The organism is Mesorhizobium sp. C432A, assembly GCF_030323145.1.
In the GTDB taxonomy this organism is placed as follows: domain Bacteria; phylum Pseudomonadota; class Alphaproteobacteria; order Rhizobiales; family Rhizobiaceae; genus Mesorhizobium.
Genome location: NZ_CP100470.1, coordinates 5,562,028 through 5,577,276, shown reverse-complemented (window position 1 = coordinate 5,577,276; position 15,249 = coordinate 5,562,028). Strand labels below are relative to the sequence as shown.

General features: G+C 63.6%; 12 protein-coding genes and 1 tRNA gene. 7 read left to right on the top strand and 6 right to left on the bottom strand.

Annotated elements, in window-relative coordinates; genetic code table 11:
- Nucleotides 1-32: 32 nt before the first annotated feature.
- Nucleotides 33-644 (bottom strand): HAD family hydrolase, encoded by a 612-nt coding sequence (locus NLY33_RS27400; protein ID WP_023706678.1) that lies wholly within the window; start codon nucleotides 642-644, stop codon nucleotides 33-35.
- 22 nt (nucleotides 645-666) lie between these two features.
- Nucleotides 667-1,788 (bottom strand): A/G-specific adenine glycosylase, encoded by a 1,122-nt coding sequence (gene mutY / locus NLY33_RS27395; protein ID WP_023668390.1) that lies wholly within the window; start codon nucleotides 1,786-1,788, stop codon nucleotides 667-669.
- A gap of 50 nt (nucleotides 1,789-1,838) precedes the next feature.
- Between mutY and NLY33_RS27390 the strand changes: the two genes are divergently transcribed.
- The 4 genes from NLY33_RS27390 (at nucleotide 1,839) to NLY33_RS27375 (ending at nucleotide 8,309) form a co-directional block, all read left to right on the top strand.
- Nucleotides 1,839-2,345, top strand: a complete 507-nt coding sequence (locus NLY33_RS27390) for a DUF721 domain-containing protein (protein ID WP_023687168.1) — start codon at nucleotides 1,839-1,841, stop codon at nucleotides 2,343-2,345.
- A gap of 167 nt (nucleotides 2,346-2,512) precedes the next feature.
- On the top strand, nucleotides 2,513-3,241 hold the full coding sequence (locus NLY33_RS27385) for a DsbA family protein (RefSeq protein WP_023692056.1): 729 nt from the start codon (nucleotides 2,513-2,515) through the stop codon (nucleotides 3,239-3,241).
- A 69-nt stretch (nucleotides 3,242-3,310) separates the two neighbouring features.
- Nucleotides 3,311-6,769 (top strand): chromosome segregation protein SMC, encoded by a 3,459-nt coding sequence (gene smc, locus NLY33_RS27380; protein ID WP_286439414.1) that lies wholly within the window; start codon nucleotides 3,311-3,313, stop codon nucleotides 6,767-6,769.
- A 1,231-nt stretch (nucleotides 6,770-8,000) separates the two neighbouring features.
- A complete protein-coding gene (locus NLY33_RS27375; RefSeq protein WP_023670691.1) occupies nucleotides 8,001-8,309 on the top strand; it encodes a hypothetical protein in 309 nt (102 codons plus the stop codon).
- Nucleotides 8,310-8,426: 117 nt separating this feature from the next.
- Here NLY33_RS27375 and NLY33_RS27370 read toward each other — a convergent pair.
- Both NLY33_RS27370 and NLY33_RS27365 read right to left on the bottom strand, forming a co-directional pair.
- Nucleotides 8,427-8,501: transfer RNA gene (locus NLY33_RS27370), tRNA-Gln, on the bottom strand.
- Nucleotides 8,502-8,611: 110 nt separating this feature from the next.
- Nucleotides 8,612-8,956 carry a VOC family protein gene (locus NLY33_RS27365; RefSeq protein WP_023670692.1) on the bottom strand — a complete coding sequence of 115 codons (345 nt, stop codon included), beginning with the start codon at nucleotides 8,954-8,956 and terminating at the stop codon, nucleotides 8,612-8,614.
- A 215-nt stretch (nucleotides 8,957-9,171) separates the two neighbouring features.
- On the opposite strand from NLY33_RS27365, the gene ppdK reads away from it, so the two are divergent.
- The 3 genes from ppdK to NLY33_RS27350 all read left to right on the top strand — a co-directional run bounded on the left by ppdK (nucleotide 9,172) and on the right by NLY33_RS27350 (nucleotide 14,012).
- Nucleotides 9,172-11,877, top strand: a complete 2,706-nt coding sequence (gene ppdK / locus NLY33_RS27360; RefSeq protein ID WP_023670693.1) for a pyruvate, phosphate dikinase — start codon at nucleotides 9,172-9,174, stop codon at nucleotides 11,875-11,877.
- Between the two features lie 174 nt (nucleotides 11,878-12,051).
- Nucleotides 12,052-13,152, top strand: a complete 1,101-nt coding sequence (locus tag NLY33_RS27355) for a glycosyltransferase family 9 protein (RefSeq protein ID WP_023670694.1) — start codon at nucleotides 12,052-12,054, stop codon at nucleotides 13,150-13,152.
- An 89-nt stretch (nucleotides 13,153-13,241) separates the two neighbouring features.
- A complete protein-coding gene (locus tag NLY33_RS27350) occupies nucleotides 13,242-14,012 on the top strand; it encodes a polysaccharide deacetylase family protein (protein ID WP_050485822.1) in 771 nt (256 codons plus the stop codon).
- A 165-nt stretch (nucleotides 14,013-14,177) separates the two neighbouring features.
- Here NLY33_RS27350 and NLY33_RS27345 read toward each other — a convergent pair whose 3' ends face one another.
- Both NLY33_RS27345 and NLY33_RS27340 read right to left on the bottom strand, forming a co-directional pair.
- On the bottom strand, nucleotides 14,178-14,567 hold the full coding sequence (locus NLY33_RS27345; RefSeq protein WP_023670696.1) for a DUF427 domain-containing protein: 390 nt from the start codon (nucleotides 14,565-14,567) through the stop codon (nucleotides 14,178-14,180).
- Nucleotides 14,568-14,726: 159 nt separating this feature from the next.
- Nucleotides 14,727-15,086: a hypothetical protein gene (locus NLY33_RS27340; RefSeq protein ID WP_023670697.1), complete on the bottom strand. Its 360-nt coding sequence runs from the start codon at nucleotides 15,084-15,086 to the stop codon at nucleotides 14,727-14,729.
- Nucleotides 15,087-15,249 lie beyond the last annotated feature (163 nt).

The window sequence follows — 15,249 nt, the reverse complement described above, 5'->3', positions numbered from 1 at the left end:
CGTAGAGCGCTACCTTCCGGCCTCTGCGCGGCTCACACCGCGATGCCATACCGCTCTAGGTCCGCCTTGAGCGTTTTTGCATCTGTGAACAGCACAGCATTCCAGCCAGCCGCCCTGGCTCCGTCGACATTCCTGGGGCTGTCGTCGATGAACAGCGTGGCGGAGGGCTCCAGGCCGAACGCGACCACGTGATGGTCGTAGATGGCGCGGTCGGGCTTGATCTCACGGATATCGGCCGACACGGTCACGCCGCGCGGGCGGCTAAGGAAATCGAAGCGCAGTCTTGCCTCGGCAAGCGTGTCGGCGGCGAAGTTCGTCAGCATGGTCACGTCGCGGCCGCTCTCGATCAGGCCGAGCATGATGGCGACGCTGTCCTCATAGGCATGCGGCACCATGTCGTTCCAATAGCGCCGGAAATTGCGAATGTTTTCAGCATGATCCGGGTAATCCGCGATCAGCAGCGCTTCCGCCTCTTCCCACGTCCGGCCACGATCCTGCTCGATGTTCCAGTCATGCGTGCAGACATTGTCGAAGAACCACTTGCGCTCTTCGGCATCGGGAATGAGGCGGCTGAACGGAATGTTCGGATCGTAGTGGAGCAAGACGCGGCCGATGTCGAACACGATATGGCGGATTTCAGTCATTTCTGGCCTTTCAAAGCGAATGCTAGTCAATTGGGCGGTGTTTTTTGGTTGCGCCCGGTATCGCTGCTTCGATGACCTTTTTCATGACGGTCGGCAGCGCTTCTCCGGAAATGTCATGGGCCAGCGACCAGAAATGCCCTTCCGGCGCATCACTTTTCACTTGAGCGTGAAAAACTTCGAGCTCGAGCGCGAAATGGGTGAAGACATGCGCGATCTCTCCAGCGCGCCGCCAGTCGGCAGGGAAGGGCGCTGCCTCCGAAGTGGTTGCACCGTCGATCCGCGCTGTCCAACCTGTGGTCGGCACCTCGGTCATGCCGCCGAGCAGGCCCTTGTCAGGCCGCTTGCGCAACAGGATGGCGCCGTCGCCGCGCTCGGCGACGAAGGCGGCACCCCGCCTGAGTGGTTTGTCGACCTTGGGCAGGCGGACCGGAAAGCGCTCGGGGTCGCCGGACAGGATGGCGCTGCAATCCTCGCGCACCGGGCACAGCATGCAGCGCGGCCGTCTTGGCGTGCAGATCGTGGCGCCAAGGTCCATCATTGCCTGGGCGAAGTCGCCCGGCCTTGTCTGCGGAACCAGTCTTGCGACGAGCGCGCGGATTTCAGGCTTTGCCTCGCTGAGCCGCGTTGCGATCGAATAGAGCCGCGAGATGACACGTTCGACATTGCCGTCGACGACCGCCGCCGGACGGTCGAAGGCGATCGCCGCGATCGCCGCCGCCGTATAGGCGCCGATCCCCGGCAATTCCCTCAATCCCGTTTCGTTGTCGGGAAAACGGCCGCCCTGGCTCGCAACCAGATCGGCGCAGGCCTTGAGGTTGCGCGCCCGTGAATAATAGCCGAGCCCGGCCCAGGCCTTCATCACATCCTCGGCCGGCGCAGCCGCCAGCGCCTTCACATCAGGCCATTTCTCGACAAAGGCGCGAAAATAGGATTTTACCGCTTCGACCGTGGTCTGCTGCAGCATCACTTCCGAAAGCCAGATGCGATAGGGGTCCGGCCGTGCACCGCCGGCCGCGGCGTGCGGCGTGATCCGCCACGGCAGTTCGCGATGGTGCGCGTCGTACCAGGCAAGCAGACGCGCGGCGATCTCTCCCGATAGAGTTGGTCCGGATGCGGCCTTGCGGGTCTGTTCGTGCAGTGCCATTGATCGCGGGCTGGCTCTAGGCTGGTGAGGAGCGTGGCTGGAGAACGTACATGGCAGGGAGAACGCCTTACGGCAATCCCGTTCCGGTGAGCGATCTCGCGACCGCGATCCTCGACCCCGTGCTGCGCAAGCGGGCCGGCATTTCGATCGGGCTGGTGCAGTCATGGGAAGAGATCGCCGGCCCCAGGCTCGCCGGCCATTCGCGCCCCGAAAAAATCCAGTGGCCGCGCCGCATGCATGAGGACGATCCGTTCGAGCCGGCGGTGCTGGTCATCGCCTGCGAGGGCATGGCCGCGCTGCACCTACAGCACGAGACCGGCGAGATCATCAACCGCGTCAATGCCTTTCTCGGCTTCAACGCGATCGGCAGGATCCGGATCGTGCAAAAGCCGGTGCTGAGGGACAAAGCCCGGCCGAAACCGACGCCGAGAGCACTGACTTCTGTCGAAAAGGCCAAATTGTCCGATACCGTCGGCAAGATCGAGGATGAAGGCTTGCGCGCCTCGCTGGAGCGTCTTGGCGCCACAATTCTTGGCCAAAGGAAGCGGCCAAGGTAATCAACCGGTAATCAGTCGGTCATGAACGCGTCATCTATCTCGCGCATTCGTGATCCTGCATGTAGAGTTTGGCGATTGGAATGGGGACGGCGATGCCTTAATTCCCGCCAACTCTCGCCTTTTCTAGCCTTTGCGTTGCAAAATCAAACCACAGTCAGGTGATTCGCATGAACCGTAGCTTGTCCCGCAGAAACCTCCTGTCTTCGCTGGCCGTCATTCCGGCAGTGGCTATGCTCGCCGCATGCAGCGATTCAGGCGAGGACGCCAAAGCAGCGGATGTGAAGCCTGCGGCTCCCGCGCCTGCTTCGACGCCTGCCACTCCGGCCGCCGTCAAGGTCCCGGAGTCTTCCGGCAATGTCGACATGGCCGAACTGCTGAAGCCCGGCGCTTTGCCCGACAAGCAGCTCGGCAAGGATGACGCCAAGGTCACCATCGTCGAATATGCTTCGATGACCTGCCCGCATTGTGCGCATTTCGCGGCGACCACCTTCCCTGAGTTGAAGACCAAATACATCGACACCGGCAAGGCGCGTTACATCCTGCGCGAATTCCCGTTCGATCCGAGCGCCGAGGCCGGTTTCATGCTGGCGCGCTGTTCGAAGGACAATTATTTCCCGATGGTCGACGTGCTGTTCAAGCAGCAGGCCAACTGGGTCGGCGTCAACAATACCAAGGATGCGCTGCTGCAGATCTCCAAGCTCGCCGGTTTTACACAGGAGTCCTTCGAGGCCTGCTTGACGGACCAGAAACTTCTGGACGATGTGAGATCGGTCCAGAAGCGCGGCGCCGATGAATTCAAGGTCGACTCGACACCGACCTTCTTCATCAACGGGAAAACCTACAAAGGTGCGATGTCGATTGAGGAAATATCGGCCATCATCGACCCTCTGCTCTGACGTCCAGGCGGCGCCGGAGCGACTGCGCTTCGGCGTCAGCGCACCTTTGTGCCTTCCAGGCAGGCGCGAATGAAGTTTTCGCGCCTTCGCCTCCTCGGCTTCAAATCCTTCGTCGAACCCGGCGAGTTCGTCATCGAACGCGGCCTGACCGGCATTGTCGGGCCGAATGGCTGCGGCAAGTCGAACCTTGTCGAGGCGATGCGCTGGGTGATGGGCGAAAGCTCGTACAAGAACATGCGCGCGTCCGGCATGGACGACGTGATCTTTTCCGGCTCGGGAACGCGCCCGGCCCGCAACACCGCCGAAGTCACGCTGTTCCTCGACAACTCGGACCGCACCGCGCCCGCCGCCTTCAACGACGCCGATGAATTGCAGGTGTCGCGCCGCATCGAGCGCGAAGCCGGCTCGCTCTACCGCATCAACGGCAAGGAAGCCCGCGCCAAGGACGTGCAGCTTCTGTTCGCCGACCAGTCGACCGGCGCGCGCTCGCCTTCCATGGTCGGACAGGGCCGCATCGGCGAACTGATCCAGGCCAAGCCGCAGGCGCGCCGCGCGCTGCTCGAAGAGGCCGCCGGCATTTCCGGCCTGCACACGCGCCGTCACGAGGCCGAGCTTCGGCTGAAGGCGGCCGAACAAAATCTGGAACGGCTGGACGATGTCGTCGGCGAACTGGAGAGCCAGATCGAAAGCCTTAAGCGCCAGGCGCGCCAGGCATCGCGCTTCAAGAACCTGTCGGCCGATATCCGCAAGGCGGAAGCCACGCTCTTGCATCTGCGCTGGACCTTGGCCAAGACCCAGGAGGGCGATGCGCGTTCGGCGCTGGCGGTTGCCACAGCTCTGGTCGGCGACCGCGCCGCCGCCCAGATGGCTGCCGCCCGGGAGCAAGGCATCGGCGCCCACCGGCTGCCGGACCTGCGTGACGCCGAGGCCGCGGCTGCCGCCGCCTTCCAGCGCCTGTCCATCGCCAAGGCGCAGATCGAGGAGGAGGCAGGCCGCATCCGCGCCCGCCAGGCCGAACTCGAGCGCCGGCTGCAGCAGCTCGACGGCGACATCGCGCGCGAGGAGCGCATGGTCCGCGACAATGCGGATATTCTTGAGCGCCTGCGCGAGGAAGAAGCCACGCTCAATTCCGAAAATGCCGGCGCCGCCCAACGCGAGGCCACGACGCGGGCCGCTTTCGAGCAGGCCGGCGCAACGCTGTCGCAGAGCGAAGCCAAGCTCGCTGCGCTGACCGCCGAACGCGCCGAGGCCGCCGCCGCGCGCAATCAGATCGAACGAACGCTGCGCGAAAACGCCGAACGCCGCGATCGCTTTGCCCGCCAGCTGGCCGATGTCGACCGCGAATTGTCCGAGATTGTGTCGAAGGTTGCGGGCTTGCCCGATCCCGCCGAGAAGCGCGCTCTGGTCGAGGACGCGCTCGCCCGGTTGGAGGAGGCCGAGGCCGGCGCCATTGCTGCCGAACAGGCGGTCGCCGAGGCGCGCGCCACCGAGAGTGCCGCCCGTCCGCCGCTGCAGGATGCCAGGGCCGAACTCGCCGGCATCGAGACCGAAGCCCGCACGCTGGCCAAGATCCTCAATGCCGCCAGCGGCGATCTTTTCCCGTCGGTACTGGAGCAACTCAGCGTCGAACGCGGCTATGAGACGGCCCTCGGTGCTGCGCTTGGCGAGGATCTCGACGTGCCGCTCGACCGCAGCGCGCCGGTGCATTGGGGCGAAAGCCAGGTTGAACCAGGCGATGCGGCTTTGCCGGAAGGCCTCAAGAGCCTCGCCAGCGTGGTGCGCGCGCCTTCGCAGCTTGCCCGCCGGTTGGCGCAGATCGGCATCGTCGATGCGGCGGACGGCAAACGCCTGCAGACGCTGCTTGCCCCCGGCCAGCGGCTGGTCAGCCGTGACGGCGCGCTGTGGCGTTGGGATGGCTTGACCGCCAGCGCCGATGCACCGACCGCGGCCGCGCAGAGGCTGGCGCAGAAGAACCGGCTGGCCGAGCTCGATGCCGAGGCGGTGCAGGCGACGCAGATGATGCGTGAGGCAGAGGCTGCCCTTGCCCAGGCCGAACAGGCGCTGCGTGAGGCGAGCGAGGCCGAACGCAACGCCCGCCAGGCCGGGCGCGATGCCCAGCACGGCCTGGACGCCGCCCGCAGCGCGCTGGCCGAGGCCGAAAAGGCCGGTGGCGAGCTGGCAAGCCGCCGCGCCGCCCTGGACGAGGCGCGCGCGCGAATCGTCGACAGCCATGAAGAAACGGCCGCCGCCTTCGCCGAGGCCGAAATGCTGCTGCAGGACGCCCCCGATCTCGGCGACCTGCAACTTCAGCTCGAACAGACCGCCGCCAATGTCAGCCGCGATCGCGCAACCTTGGCCGACGCGCGTGCCGTCCATGAAGGCCTGCGCCGCGAAGCCGAGGCGCGCACGCGCCGGCTCGATGCCATCGGCGCCGAGCGCAGCAACTGGCTGCAGCGGGCCGAAAACGCCTCGACGCAGATCGCCTCGCTCGGCGAGCGCAGGGCCGAGGCCGAGGCCGAGCGCGAAACGCTGGCCGACGCCCCCGACGAGATCGACGCCAGGCGCCGCGCGCTGCTGTCGCAGCTGACCGAGGCAGAGACCTTGCGCAAGGCGGCCGCCGACCGCTTGCAGGAGGCCGAGACCAAGCAGGCCGAGCTGGACAAGGCCGCCACCGCGGCGATCCAGTCGCTGGCCGATTCCCGCGAAACCCGCGTCCGCGCCGAAGAGCGATTGACCGCCGCCGACGAGCGCCGGCTCGAGGTCGAGGCGCGCATCCAGGAAACGCTGAACACGCCGCCGCATTTGGTCATCCGCCATACCGGCCTGGAAGCCGACAGCCCGATGCCGGAAATGGCCGACATCGAGCGCCAGCTCGACCGGCTGAAGGTTGAGCGCGAGCGGCTCGGCGCCGTCAATCTACGCGCCGAGGAAGAGCAGAAGGAACTGTCGGACCGGCTGGAGGCCATCGTTTCCGAGCGCGAGGACATCATCGAGGCGATCCGCAAGCTCAGGCAAGCGATCCAGAGCCTGAACCGCGAAGGCCGCGAACGGCTGCTTGCCGCTTTCGAGGTGGTCAACGGCCATTTCCAGCGGCTGTTCTCGCATCTGTTCGGTGGCGGCACGGCCGAATTGCAGCTGATCGAATCCGACGACCCGCTCGAAGCCGGGCTCGAAATCCTGGCCCGTCCGCCCGGCAAGAAGCCGCAGACCATGACGCTGCTGTCCGGCGGCGAGCAGGCGCTGACGGCGATGTCGCTTATCTTTGCGGTGTTCCTGACCAATCCGGCGCCGATCTGCGTGCTCGACGAAGTCGACGCGCCGCTCGACGATCACAATGTCGAGCGCTTCTGCAATTTGATGGACGAAATGGCCGCGACCACCGAGACGCGCTTCGTCATCATCACCCACAACCCGATCACGATGGCGCGCATGAACCGCCTGTTCGGCGTGACCATGGCCGAGCAGGGCGTCAGCCAACTGGTCTCGGTCGATCTGCAGGCCGCCGAGGCGATGCGCGAGGCGAGCTGACGCAGCATGCTTTGTTGATTTCGTCGGCGATGGCGTCGATCCGACTGTTGCAATAGGACCGTCGCCCTTGCGACCTGCTTGCGACGCGCATTCTGTAAGGTTCGAAGAGAAGGAATTTAAGCGCCACCTGAGAGCGAACGCCAAAGCCCACATGCAAAGCGCCCGGCCAACGCGAAAGCGAGGCCTACAAGGCGCAGATGGCAATAGGCTCCGACCGCAATTCAGCTGCCACGTTTATCGGAAGCCCAGGAAGCTCAGTATCGCAATCACGATAACGACTGCTCCGATGAGCCAGATTATGTTGTTCACCGTATCTCTCCCGAACTAGTTGCTGGGAGTGAACTCGTAAGAGCCTACTAATGTTCCCGCATTTTCTGCGTCGAAACAAAATGGCGGCCATCGCTTCGTCGATTGCCAGACCAAGGTCCGAACAGGGTATGACTGAAGTCCTGACGTCGGAGCCATAGGCCTGAAGGCGGGCAACCTATGCCCTCCCGATACATTGGAACCGGGCTGCCGAGCATGAGTCCCTTCATCGGTGGTCAATCGGGTGCCCGCCATTCCTGAGAGGTTAGCGGGCACCCGATTGTCGTGACACCGCCAACGGCGTGCGTTTCAATAGCGAGGCTAACAGTGACCTTTGTCCAGAGATCTGTGCGTGACGGCGCAACCCGACCCGCAAACGACAACGACAGTCCTGCGGAGGTTTCTTCCGTTCTTGACCTCATACCATCGGCTGACGACGACAAGGTCGCTGAGCTTGTCAGGCGAACAGAGCGCCTGGCAATCGCAGTGGTTATCGGAATCGCGGTTCTGCTGATCTTGGCGCCGGTGGTTTACCTTGCACTTTCTTACGGGATCTGAGACGGCCCGACTTAGGCGATCTAAGATGGCCTGATTGGTCTCGTAAATCTCACAAATTGTGCCGACGGTCTTCCTCGCAAGACGGGTGTTTCCCGTCACAGATCAGGAGATCGAACGCGACGACATAGAAGGGTCCTGTGCAGCGCTCCTTTGTCGAGTGGCGTAACCCTGGTGGTCGGCTTGAAAGAGCGCCTTTACCAGAAGTTGCCAACAGGAGCTGCTGTCGCAACTTCTTCTTTCGATACGCCGTGTTGCACGGGAGCAGCCGTCACTGATCGCGCCCGTGGACCGACGACGCTACTCGGAACCAAAGGGATGGGACGCGGTTATCCCCGCGAAGGGATAATTAGCAGGTGGAGATATTACAATGAAAACAATGATCGTGAGCGCCTTGGCGCTGTTCATTGCCATGCCGACGATAGCTCCGGCAGCCGAAGCTGACGTGGTCATCACGACCCACCATCGACATCATCACAGGAGCGTAAAGGTCATCAATGACCAGGGTCAACGCCTTCATCACCGCAGACACGGCACGGTTGCCTTCTACGACCACGGCCGCAGACATCATCGCCGGGATACGGTCATCGTGACCGGCTCGATCGAGCGCAGCCATCATCGCTATTATCGACATCATCGGCATCATCCCGTCGTCATCCAGGACGACAACGATTACTGATCCTCTCCGCACGGCCCCGGCTCTGTCAACGGAGTCGGGGTCGCGTGGGAGTCAGATAGCTCCTGACGGCAGCCATCGACAAGGTCGGTAAATCATTGATTCCAAAGGCATGTGATTTGGCTGGGGCGCCAGGATTCGAACCTGGGAATGTCGGTACCAAAAACCGATGCCTTACCACTTGGCGACGCCCCAGCAAGCGAGCTTTGCCCGTTGCGCGCGGCCTTATAGGACGAGCGGCACGAAAGCTCAATGCCGAGTTGGCCACTGTGCAAAACTGATCCACCGCTTGGCGCGGGGACGCGCTATTCGCCCCAGACCGCCAACTCGTTGCCAGCGGGATCGGTGAAATGGAACCGCCTGCCGCCCGGGAACGAGAATATCGGCTTGACGATCGTGCCGCCGGCGCTTTCGACAACGTCGAGCGTTGCTTCCAGATCCTGCGAATAGAGCACCGGCAATGGTTTCGCCGGCGCCTCCGCTGCATCGGCCTGGAAGCCGCCATCGAGCCCTTCGCCGAAGGCCGAATAGGTCGGCCCGTAATCGGTGAACGACCACGAGAAGGCGGCGCTGTAGAAAGCCTTGACGCTGTCCAGCGTCGCGCCGGTCGCGGGCAGTTCGAGATAGTCGAGTTTTCCGTTGAGTTTCATCACGCTGCTCCCAATTTGTTCCCTATATGTTCTATATCCTGGGCAGCGATCCGGCAAGTCTTTTCGACGCAGCTTTTGCTTAATCGATTGTAGTCGCCGGGCTTCGCTGCCACACCTTGCCTTTCGCACTGCAGCATAATAACGCTCGGGTCGGAACGCGGGGGAACCGGGTCTTGGCCCCGGTGTTCTATCTTCCGAGGACTTGGAGGGCGAGCATGACCAAATGGGTCTACACCTTCGGCGATGGCGCCGCGGAGGGACGTGCGGGCGACCGCAACCTTCTCGGCGGCAAAGGCGCCAATCTGGCCGAGATGTGCAGTCTTGGCCTGCCCGTGCCGCCGGGCTTCACCCTCACCACCGAAGTCTGCAACGCCTATTACGCCAACGGCAACAGCTATCCGGCCGCGTTGCAGGCCGATGTCGTCAAGGCGCTGGACCATATCGGGCAGCTGACGGGGCGCCGTTTCGGCGATCCGTCGAAGCTGCTTCTGGTCTCGGTCCGCTCCGGGGCCAGGGCCTCGATGCCGGGCATGATGGACACCGTGCTCAATCTCGGCCTCAATGACGAGACGGTCGAGGCGTTGGCAGCCGATTCCGGCGATGCCCGCTTTGCCTATGACAGCTACCGCCGCTTCATTCAGATGTATTCCGATGTCGTCATGGGTCTCGACCACGAAGTGTTCGAGGAAATCCTGGAGGACCAGAAGGCGAGCCTCGGCCACGAGCTCGACACCGAACTGACAGCGCAGGAATGGCAGAGCGTCATCGCCCTTTACAAGGCCAAGGTCGAGGAGGAACTCGACAAGCCGTTTCCGCAGGACCCGCACGAGCAGCTGTGGGGGGCGATCGGCGCGGTGTTTTCCAGCTGGATGAACAACCGCGCCATCACCTACCGGCGCCTACACGACATCCCGGAAAGCTGGGGCACGGCGGTCAATGTCCAGGCCATGGTATTCGGCAACATGGGCGAGACGTCGGCCACCGGCGTCGCCTTCACGCGCAACCCCTCGACCGGCGAAAAGATGCTCTATGGCGAATTCCTGGTGAACGCGCAGGGCGAGGATGTCGTAGCCGGCATCCGCACGCCGCAAAACATCACCGAGGCGGCGCGCATCGCCGCCGGCTCCGACAAGCCGTCGCTGCAGAAACTGATGCCGGACGCGTTCCGGTCCTTCGTCGACATCTCCGACCGCCTGGAACAGCACTACCGCGACATGCAGGATCTCGAATTCACCATCGAGCGCGGCAAATTGTGGATGCTGCAGACGCGTTCCGGCAAGCGCACCGCCAAGGCGGCGCTGAAGATTGCCGTCGAAATGGCGCGCGACAAGCTGATCACGACGGAGGAGGCGGTCGCCCGCATCGATCCCGCCTCGCTCGATCAGCTGTTGCATCCTACCATCGACCCCAAGGCCGCGCGCGATGTCATCGGCGTCGGCCTGCCGGCTTCTCCGGGCGCCGCGACCGGCGAGATCGTCTTCTCGTCCGCCGATGCCGAGGATCTGAAGACGCAAGGTCGCAAGGCAATCCTGGTGCGCATCGAAACCAGCCCCGAAGACATTCACGGCATGCATGCTTCAGAAGGCATCCTGACCACGCGCGGCGGCATGACCAGCCACGCCGCCGTGGTCGCGCGCGGCATGGGCAAGCCTTGCGTTTCGGGCGCCGGCTCGCTGCGTGTCGACTACAAGGCCGGCACGCTGATGTCGATGGGCCAGACCTTCCGCAAGGGCGACATCATCACCATCGATGGTAGCAACGGCCAGGTGCTGAAGGGCGCCGTGTCGATGCTGCAGCCGGAACTGTCGGGCGATTTCGCCGCCATCATGGAATGGGCCGATGCGGTGCGCCGCATGAAGGTGCGCACCAATGCCGAGACGCCGCTCGATGCGCGCATGGCGCGCTCCTTCGGCGCCGAAGGCATCGGCCTCTGCCGCACCGAGCACATGTTCTTCGACGGCGAGCGTATCGTCGCCATGCGCGAGATGATCCTGGCCGATACCGAGAAGGACCGCCGCACCGCGCTTGCCAAGCTGTTGCCGATGCAGCGCTCGGATTTCCTCGAACTGTTCGAGATCATGGCCGGCCTGCCGGTGACGATCCGGCTGCTCGATCCGCCGCTGCACGAATTCCTGCCCAAGACGGAAGCGGAGGTGGCGGAGGTCGCCGCCGCCATGAACGTCTCGCTCGACAAGCTCAGGCAGCGCACCGAAGCCCTGCACGAGTTCAACCCGATGCTCGGCCATCGCGGCTGCCGCCTCGCCGTCTCCTATCCCGAGATTGCCGAGATGCAGGCGCGCGCCATTTTCGAGGCAGCCGTCGAGGCCGGCAAGAAAGCCGGCGCGCTGGTCGTTCCCGAGATCATGGTGCCGCTGGTCGGCCTGGTGAAGGAGCTCGACTACGTCAAGGCGCGCATCGATGCGGTCGCCAAGGCTGTCATGGACGAGACCGGCGTCAAGATCGACTATCTCACCGGCACGATGATCGAGCTTCCGCGCGCGGCGATCCGCGCCCACGTCATCGCTGCTACGGCCGAGTTCTTCTCCTTCGGCACCAACGACCTCACCCAGACCACTTTCGGCATCTCGCGCGACGATGCGGCGTCCTTCCTCGAGACCTATCGGCAGAAAGGCATCATCGAGCAGGACCCGTTCGTCTCGCTCGACATCGAGGGCGTCGGCGAACTGGTGCGCATGGCTGCGCAAAAGGGCAGGGCGACACGGCCCGACATCAAGCTCGGCATATGCGGTGAACATGGCGGCGATCCGGCCTCGATCCGCTTCTGCGAAGAGGTCGGCCTCGACTATGTCTCGTGCTCTCCCTACCGCGTGCCGATCGCGAGATTGGCCGCAGCCCAAGCCGCGGTGCAGATTGCCAAAACAGCAGTGCCGCGCCCCAAAAAGAGCGCCGCGGCATCCTGATTTCGACACAGTCCTTTCGGTATCGATGAAACGGCCACCCGTGGGTGGCCGTTTGGCGCTAAGCTTACGATTTTGTAAGCAAATTCACGCTGATGTGCGCGCCCCAACACGCAATCCCGACATCGTTTCTTCCCAATTTCACGGCCCCCCAACCCGCCCGGTGCCGAGAAAAAGATGTTACAGATTTCGCCCAGACCCTTCCGCTCGATCCTGATTATCCAGACCAAGTTCATCGGCGATATTGTTCTGTCCTCCACGCTCGCCAAGAACCTGCAGCTCGAATATCCCGGTGTCAGGATCGTCTTTCTCTGCGAGGCGCGCCTCGCCAGTTTCGTCACCGCGCACGGCATCGCCGCCGAGGTCGTCAGCTTCCGCCGCGCCGCCATGCGCGGCACCCCGCTGGAGCGTGGGCGCGAGCTCTATTCTATGATCAGCAAGCTGCGCCAATTCCGTTTCGACCTGACCATCGACCTCACCGATTCAAAGACATCGCGGCTCATCGTCAGGTTCCTCAACGCCAGCACCCGCATCGGCTACAATCCTCCGGAAAGGCCGCTGCGCTGGCATGAGCGCCAGCCCGCCAATGTCTTTGCCGAGCCGTTCGGTTTTGGCGAACGTCACTATCTCTACCGCTACCTTTCGCCGCTCGAGCCGCTCGGCGTCGGCCTGCGCGTGCGGGTGCCGTCGATTCGGCCATTGCCGATGGAGACGGCGAGGGCCCAGGCATTGCTGGACAAACACCATTTGCGGCCAAACGGCTTTATCGCGGTGCATGCCGGCGCAAGTTTTCACGGCCGGCGCTGGCAGCATGAACGCTTTGCCGCCGTGATCGACACGATTTCGCGCGAAACCGGACTGGATTTCGTACTCGTCGGCGGCCCTGACGAGCGCAAGCCGGCCGAGCAGATCCTCGCCAGTGCCGCGTCGATCGTCAACCTCGTCGGCGCGCTGTCGCTGGAAACGCTGCTGGCGGTGTTGCAGCAGGCGCGGCTGTTTGTCGGCAATGAGAGCGGCCCCATGCACATGGCAGCAGCGGCCGGAACGCCGGTTGTCGGCCTTTTCGGCCTGACCAGCCCGGCCGTCTGGGGACCGGTCGGCGTGCCCAGCCTCGCCTTGCAGCCATCCATGCCGTGCAATTGCGTGGCGGGCAGCCTGTGCAATCCGCTCGATCCCAGCAAGGCCTGCTGCGTCTGGCGCCTCGAGGTCGAACCGGTCGTCGCGGCCGTGCGCGAAGTCCTGTCACGCACGCATGTGGAACTGGAACACGCCGTCTGACGGTGCGCGGCGGTCACATTGTCGGGATATCAGCTTTCTCACGGCCACTATCCCGATTTCCGCCTTGTTGCGGGTCCTGGGATGCGGCTATGACAGCGCCGATTCTCAGACAAGACAGGCATCCCTTGCAAAAGCTGTTTTGCGCCTTGGCGCTATCTATCGTGGCCGTGTCCTCGGCCCAGGCCGCGCCGCTTGTCGAGCCGGCGCTGCATCTGAAGGCTGAGGACGGTAGCAGTGTCGGCCGCGTCGCGCTTACGCTCGACGCCTGCGGCGGCCAGACCGATACGAGGATCCTGTCGGCGCTGGTGGAGAACCGGATTCCGGCGACGATCTTCGTCACCGGTATCTGGCTGAAGCGCAACGCCGCCGCCGTCGAGATCATGCGCGCGCATCCGGACCTGTTCGAACTGGAAAACCATGGCGGCCATCACATCCCGGCCGTCGACACGCCGCGCAAGATCTATGGCATCCGCAGCGCCGGCAGCCCGGAAGCGGTGCAGGCCGAAGTCGAATCGGGCGCTGCCGCTCTCGCTGGCACCGGCGAGCCGGCGCCGAAATGGTTTCGCGGCGCGACCGCCGAATACAGCCCGTCGGCTATCGCCATGATCCGCAAGCTTGGCTTCAAGGTCGCCGGCTTTTCGATCAACGGCGATGGCGGCTCGTTGCTCGGCGCAAAAGAAACCGCCCGGCGCATCGCCGCCGCCAAGGATGGCGATGTCATCATCGCCCACATCAACCAGCCGACCCACGCCGCCGGCGAGGGCGTCGTGCAAGGTCTGCTCGCGCTGAAGGCCAAGGGGCTGATGTTCGTGCGGCTGGATGACGCCGACGGTGTCGGCAACGACGGGACGACTGATTAGGATCAGGCGGCGGCAGGCAGTTTCACCGCCTTTGGACTGACGTCGCCGACGTTTGAGATTAGCCGAGGCCTCTGAGCTTCGTCATCCCAGGATGAAACAGGAGCGAAGCTCCGTCGCGAAGACCCTGGGATGACGAAGCGAGCAACGGCGGCTTGAGTCGCTTGCTCAGGCCGGTGCTGCTTCGATCGTCACCCTGTCGGGATAGAAGGCGCCGTGGTCGCGAATCTCAGCCATTTCGTCGAACGGCTGCTCATAGCCCCACATTGCGTCCTTGCCGGTCTCGCTGGCCGGCAGCACGCTCCAGTAGCTGGCGTCGCCCTTGTAGGGGCAGTGGGTCGACAGGGTGGTTTTGCCGAGCTGGGTGAAGTCGATGTCTTCGAAGGGGATGTAGAATGCCTGGCGGTAGGGCGGTTCGGACAGAAGCTTCGCCCGCGTCGATGAGGCGATCACCGTATCGCCGGCACGCACGACCACGGTACCGCGATAGGGTTCGACGGTGATGACCTTGCCGGGATTGCTCTGAAAGCCGGGGGCGGGGTTGGCGATCTGGTCCATGCGGGGTTCTCCTTGTTCGATTGGGAGCACAGTCCGATTGAGAGCGTGCGGGATGCTTCCCATGTCTCTAAAATGTGTCTGGAGAACCCGTTGCGCAAGCCTTCGCCAGTAGCCCAGAGCTGGCCTTCCGATCACTAAAAACGATCCCGCGTGGAATGCTCAGGCTGCGGTCTTGAACACGTCCATGAGGCCGGCATAGGCCGCGGCAATACCGGCTACCGGGTTGGTGCTTCTTGACGTCGTCTCGACCTTCAGTGGGCCGCCGCCTGTCGGCAAGGTGAGCAGCAGGAACTGGCGATTGCCGCCATCGCCGATCGATGCGGCGGCGACATGCTGGCCTTCGCCTTCGTTCTGGACGCACATTTTGAACAGCAGCGTGCCGCCGACCGCTTCAAGGGCGCCGCCGACCACCTCGACAAATTCGTCTTCGGAGACCTTTTTGGCCTCCGGCACGAGATCGGCCAGACTTGCGGCAAGCGTGTCTTCAAGCTCTTTGTCGTCGAGTTGAATATCGTCCAACTGCACGTCTTGGGCCTCGCTGTCATCCAGCTGCCTGTCGTCGATCTGCCTGTAATCGATCTGCTTGCCGTCGATCTGCTTGCCGTCGAGCTGCGTGTCCATGCGAACCTCTTTCAGTCGCCAATCCGCACCCCTACCCCGTTAACGAACCTTAACGTCGACG